General features: G+C 39.6%; 6 protein-coding genes. All 6 read right to left on the reverse strand.

Translation table 11 applies throughout. The features are described from left to right. Window positions 1-179: cob(I)yrinic acid a,c-diamide adenosyltransferase (locus Q0F90_RS07350; RefSeq protein WP_296004392.1), on the reverse strand; the 179-nt coding region annotated here is incomplete at its 3' end. Between the two features lie 132 nt (window positions 180-311). Next, window positions 312-1,268 carry a peptidoglycan DD-metalloendopeptidase family protein gene (locus Q0F90_RS07355; RefSeq protein ID WP_367113424.1) on the reverse strand — a complete coding sequence of 319 codons (957 nt, stop codon included), beginning with the start codon at window positions 1,266-1,268 and terminating at the stop codon, window positions 312-314. Between the two features lie 9 nt (window positions 1,269-1,277). After that, the gene (locus Q0F90_RS07360; protein WP_296004389.1) at window positions 1,278-1,799 is read right to left on the reverse strand and encodes a DUF4446 family protein; all 522 of its coding nucleotides are present in this window, start codon (window positions 1,797-1,799) and stop codon (window positions 1,278-1,280) included. 194 nt (window positions 1,800-1,993) lie between these two features. Continuing rightward, entirely contained in the window at window positions 1,994-3,271 is a 1,278-nt protein-coding gene (gene hydF / locus Q0F90_RS07365; protein WP_296004390.1) for a [FeFe] hydrogenase H-cluster maturation GTPase HydF, read from the reverse strand. 213 nt (window positions 3,272-3,484) lie between these two features. Continuing rightward, window positions 3,485-4,414: a ParB/RepB/Spo0J family partition protein gene (locus Q0F90_RS07370; protein ID WP_296004391.1), complete on the reverse strand. Its 930-nt coding sequence runs from the start codon at window positions 4,412-4,414 to the stop codon at window positions 3,485-3,487. Between the two features lie 35 nt (window positions 4,415-4,449). Then, a partial coding sequence (locus tag Q0F90_RS07375) for a ParA family protein (RefSeq protein WP_296004393.1) occupies window positions 4,450-4,620 on the reverse strand: 171 nt, incomplete at its 5' end.

A 4,620-nucleotide genomic window follows, 5' to 3' on the forward strand; every position in this document is an offset into this window, starting at 1 on the left:
GTTTCTAAGGTTAAATTAGTTAAGGTAGGTAAAATAGTATGTTCACTATATACTTTAGATTTCATAAATTGCAAAAAGAGGACTTTCTTGCCAGCACCGATGGCACGGATGGCTAGACCAATAGCAGCGGTCGTTTTGCCCTTGCCTTCGCCGGTATAAACTTGTACATAGGCCTTCATAGATATACCTCCGTTCATATACTTTTATTTTACAATATATATATGCAAAAAGAAAGAAAAAGAACTTGCTATTAGTGCATTTGCACGCATAACAAGTTCTTTTTGTATGATTTTTATTGAGTTTTTATGTGTCTAATTGCTAATTGGCAAGAAGATCATAGGGTCTACAGGGGCACTATTTAAGCGTACCTCGTAGTGAACGTGAGCACCCGTACTTTTACCAGTACTACCCATCAAAGCTATAGTTTGGCCTTGTTTTACGCTCATCCCTACCGTTACGAGTACAGCACTGTTATGGCCATAACGAGTAACGAAGCCATTGCCGTGGTCGATTTCAACGAGGTTACCATAACCACCGTCAGTATAACCAGCGAATGTAACGACACCAGCTGCGGTCGCCACTATTTGGGAACCATAGTCGTCCGCAATATCGATACCTTCATGGAACGCACCAATAGCACCTGTCACAGGGTCCACGCGGCTACCAAATGGAGATGTAATAACGCCCTTGCTCGGCCAAATACTTGGTGTCGTACTGTTCACAGCACCACCAGAGCCAGCGGAGAAGTTGATGGATTGCAATGCCATCAAGTCTTGTGCACCACCATCGCGAAGGATGTTGCGCATCGTATAGAAGCTAACGAGCAATTTTTGTGCTTCCTTGTCCATTTTAGACAGGCGAGCTGATAATTGTGCCGCTGTTAGCGTCTTTACTTCGCTTTCATCAGCGGCTTGCTGCTTTGGGTCGCTACCATCCCCGCCACCTTGAGATGGTGTGCCAGATTCAGCGCCCTTGAGCATTTGCTTATTCTCTTCGCTAATTTGATTTAAGTTTTGGATTTTCTTATCGAGAACCTCTGTTTTTTGTTGTAACAGTTTCAACTGTTCCGATTGCAATTGCGTTTGTTGACGTAATTGCACCACCTCAGCTTGGCGCACGATGCCCCAAATGCCAAGGACCACGGCTGCGATAATTAGGATAGAGCCCACAATGGTTGCAATCTTCGCCTGCTTAGTGGTTAACGTCAATATGCAGTTGTCACCATTTCTTTCAACTTTGTTTGAAATGAATGCCGGTAAATTCAATATAACCCTTCCTTATTTTGAAACGATGGCGCTCGTCAACGCTTCCTCATTGGTACGTTCGCCCAACGCTTCGTTCAAACTTTCTAATTCTTCTTGTGAAAGACTAACAAGACTTTTACCTTTCACAATTGGTTTACTAAAAATACGGGATTCGTTACGACCGTAAATACTAGAGATACAGATGCCGTTATTGTTGCCATCGAGCAACGTAAGCGCAAATGACAGATCATTACCGATATTTTCAAAAGCATTATATTTAATAAAGCCAATTTTTTGTATCGTATTGCTCTGCGTATTGCGAATAGCCGCTTGCTCGGTCAACAAGGACTCAAGGCCCTTCGCTGCATCGCGAATTTCGCTAACCTCTACAGATAATTTACGCTCTAGGCTAGCACCATTGTCCCCTTGCATAAAGAAATCGTATTTCTTTTTCAAGCTGCCTAGACGAATGTGTAAGATTACACAATACACCAATACAGCGATAACAAGAACGATAGTTGCCATGCCAATCCACGGTTGAATCGATTCGAACATGTATATTCCTTCCTATACAATCATCAAAACTCCAACACTTAATTATACCATTCTAATCGTGAAAGTTAAATGACTGCATACAATTTAATTTAATATCTCTAATATAGATAAACAATATTTATATAACAATTTATACAACGAGTATGTAATGCTATATCTACATACATGTATTAGATACATATTACAATGCTATATTAGCCCTCTAATTCGTCAATAAACGGGCTTATTGCTCGTTCTAGTATACCATGTAGAGCCGCTATGAGTACACCGTAATTTACAATTGGTGTACCTTGTACAACAGCACATTCAATGCGTCGTAGTACTTCACGGCGTGTGAGCATACAAGCGCCACAATGGATGATTAAATCATATTGAGACACGTCTTTTGGGAAGGCTCCCCCACTAGTGAATTCTAGCTGTAAATCTGTATGACCTTGCTTCTTAAGGAGATTAGGGATTTTTACAGTCCCAATATCATCACATTGACGGCGATGTGTACAACCTTCGCTAATAAGAACCTTAGAGCCAGGTTTCAAATTTTTTATGGCATTAACACCAGCTACTAAGTCTTGTAATTTTCCTTTAAAGCGAGCCATTAAAATAGAAAAAGACGTCAACGGAATCGTGTTTGGTGTCAATTCATCGACACGATCAAAGGCTTGAGAGTCACAGATAACCATTTTAGGTGGTTGTTTAAGAGAATTAATCATAGATGGTAACTCTTCTGTTTGACACACCAAGGCTAATCCTTTGTAATCTAAGATTTCACGGATTGTTTGTACTTGTGGCAAGATGAGACGACCCTTTGGCGCAGCACTATCGATAGGACACACAAGGATGATGGCATCCCCCTCTTCTACGAGGCCTTGTAACAGCGTTTGCTCCCCTTCTACATCAAGAGGTGTTAAACCGCCAAGCAAATCTAGTAGATCTAGCCGTTTTGCATTAGAAGTAAAATCAGCTGAACCAATTACGGTAGCCAAGTCAGATAGCCCCTTATGGTTTTCAACATAAATAGATCCATCCGACTTATTATTCGCATTAGCATTCGCATTAGTGTCCGCTTCCGAATTAGTATTCGTATCCGCATTAATTTCATTTATGAATAATGCAATAGGCACATTATTTTGTTTTAACAGCCCTAACCAATGCATGTCATCAGAGGTTGGATCTTCATCGGTACGAAGCACATAGACAGCAAGATTAATCTTTTTCACAACCTCTTCCGTCTTTTCCATGCGCAATGCACCGAGTTCAGTTGTATCGTCAATACCAGCTGTATCAGTAATAACTACAGGACCTAGAGGCAAGATTTCCATAGACTTGCTCACCGGATCTGTCGTCGTACCTGCTACCTCAGACACGAGAGACACAGGCTGATCAGTTAACATATTAATCAATGTAGACTTACCAGCGTTACAACGGCCAAAAAAGCCTATATGAACGCGGTTTGCTTTAGGTGTTTGTTCCATAGTCCATCCTTGTAACTTAACGTATATATCTTATAAAAATCTTATAATTCTACTAAAATTATTTTACCAAACCCTTAAATACAGTAAAAGCGCAGCCCGTAGACTACGCTTTTACCGTGGATTGTAAATTGTATTTACATTATACAGAAATATTATCAACTTGTCATTACTAATTTCACATAAGCTAATGCTAATTTTAGTATGTAATGTAAATTATACGCGGAACTCCATTACTTCCCCATCCTCAGTTTGGTCTTGACCATCCATATAAGCAATGAGTCTTTCCAATTCTGCTTCAGAGGAGAATGTAATTTCAATTTTACCTTGTACCTTTTTACCAGCACGGAACTTGATATTTACAGGAGAACCTAAGCTTAATTTTAGACGATCCATCAAAGCACGTACTTCTGCCGTACTTTGTGGCTTATCTGTTTTAGTCTTAGGAGCTTTATTTTGCATAGACTTCACGAGAGCCTCTGCTTGACGGGCACTTAATTCACCCTCTTTAATACGTTCAGCTGCTTCAATTTGTTGAGCTGCGCTACGAAGTGCTAACAATGGACGAGCTTGACCTACTGTTAAGTCCCCTTCAATCAGATCTTTTTGTACAGAGTCACAAAGTTTTAAAAGTCGAACCATATTAGCAATATAAGAACGACTGCGACCAAGACGAGCAGAAATCATTTCTTGAGTTTGTTTATATGTATCCATTAAACCTTGGTAAGCCAATGCTTCTTCAATTGGATCCAAACCTTCACGTTGTAAGTTTTCAACGAGGGCTACCTCAGTCATCTCTTCTGTATTATATTTCTTTACAATAACTGGTACTGTTTCTAGGCCAGCAATAATAGCAGCACGGTAACGACGTTCACCAGCTACGATTTGGTATTTATTCTTTTGTTTACGTACTACGATTGGTTGGAAAATACCAAGATTTTTAATAGATTCAGCTAATGTAGCTAAACTATCTTCATCAAAACTTTTACGAGGTTGATCTGCATTTGGAACTAATTCAGAAATTGGTAATTCGTGTATTTCCTTTTCAGGCAACACAGACTCTACAGAGTCAACTTTCATTAAATTACCAAGGCCCTTACCCAATCCGGACACTTTGCTTTTTTTACTTTTAACTTCTCTAGGCATTTAACTAACCTCTCTCACCTTACAAATAGCATTTATTAAGACTTAGATGCTTTAATAACCTCTTTGGCTAATTTAGTATATACGTCTGCACCTTTGGATTTTGGATCATATACAATAATCGGTTCCCCATAACTTGGCGCCTCACTAAGTCGTACATTACGAGGAATAATTGTTTTATATACTTTACTACCAAAGAACTTTTTAAC

The sequence above is a fragment of the uncultured Veillonella sp. genome (genome assembly GCF_934190855.1).
Classification (GTDB): Bacteria; Bacillota; Negativicutes; order Veillonellales; family Veillonellaceae; genus Veillonella.

What these genes read in the sequence shown, in the direction of transcription:
- hydF (WP_296004390.1), bottom strand. Translation starts at nt 3,271, where the DNA reads ATGGAACAAACACCTAAAGCAAACCGCGTTCATATAGGCTTTTTTGGC.
- Q0F90_RS07360 (WP_296004389.1), bottom strand. Translation starts at nt 1,799, where the DNA reads ATGTTCGAATCGATTCAACCGTGGATTGGCATGGCAACTATCGTTCTT.
- Q0F90_RS07370 (WP_296004391.1), bottom strand. Translation starts at nt 4,414, where the DNA reads ATGCCTAGAGAAGTTAAAAGTAAAAAAAGCAAAGTGTCCGGATTGGGT.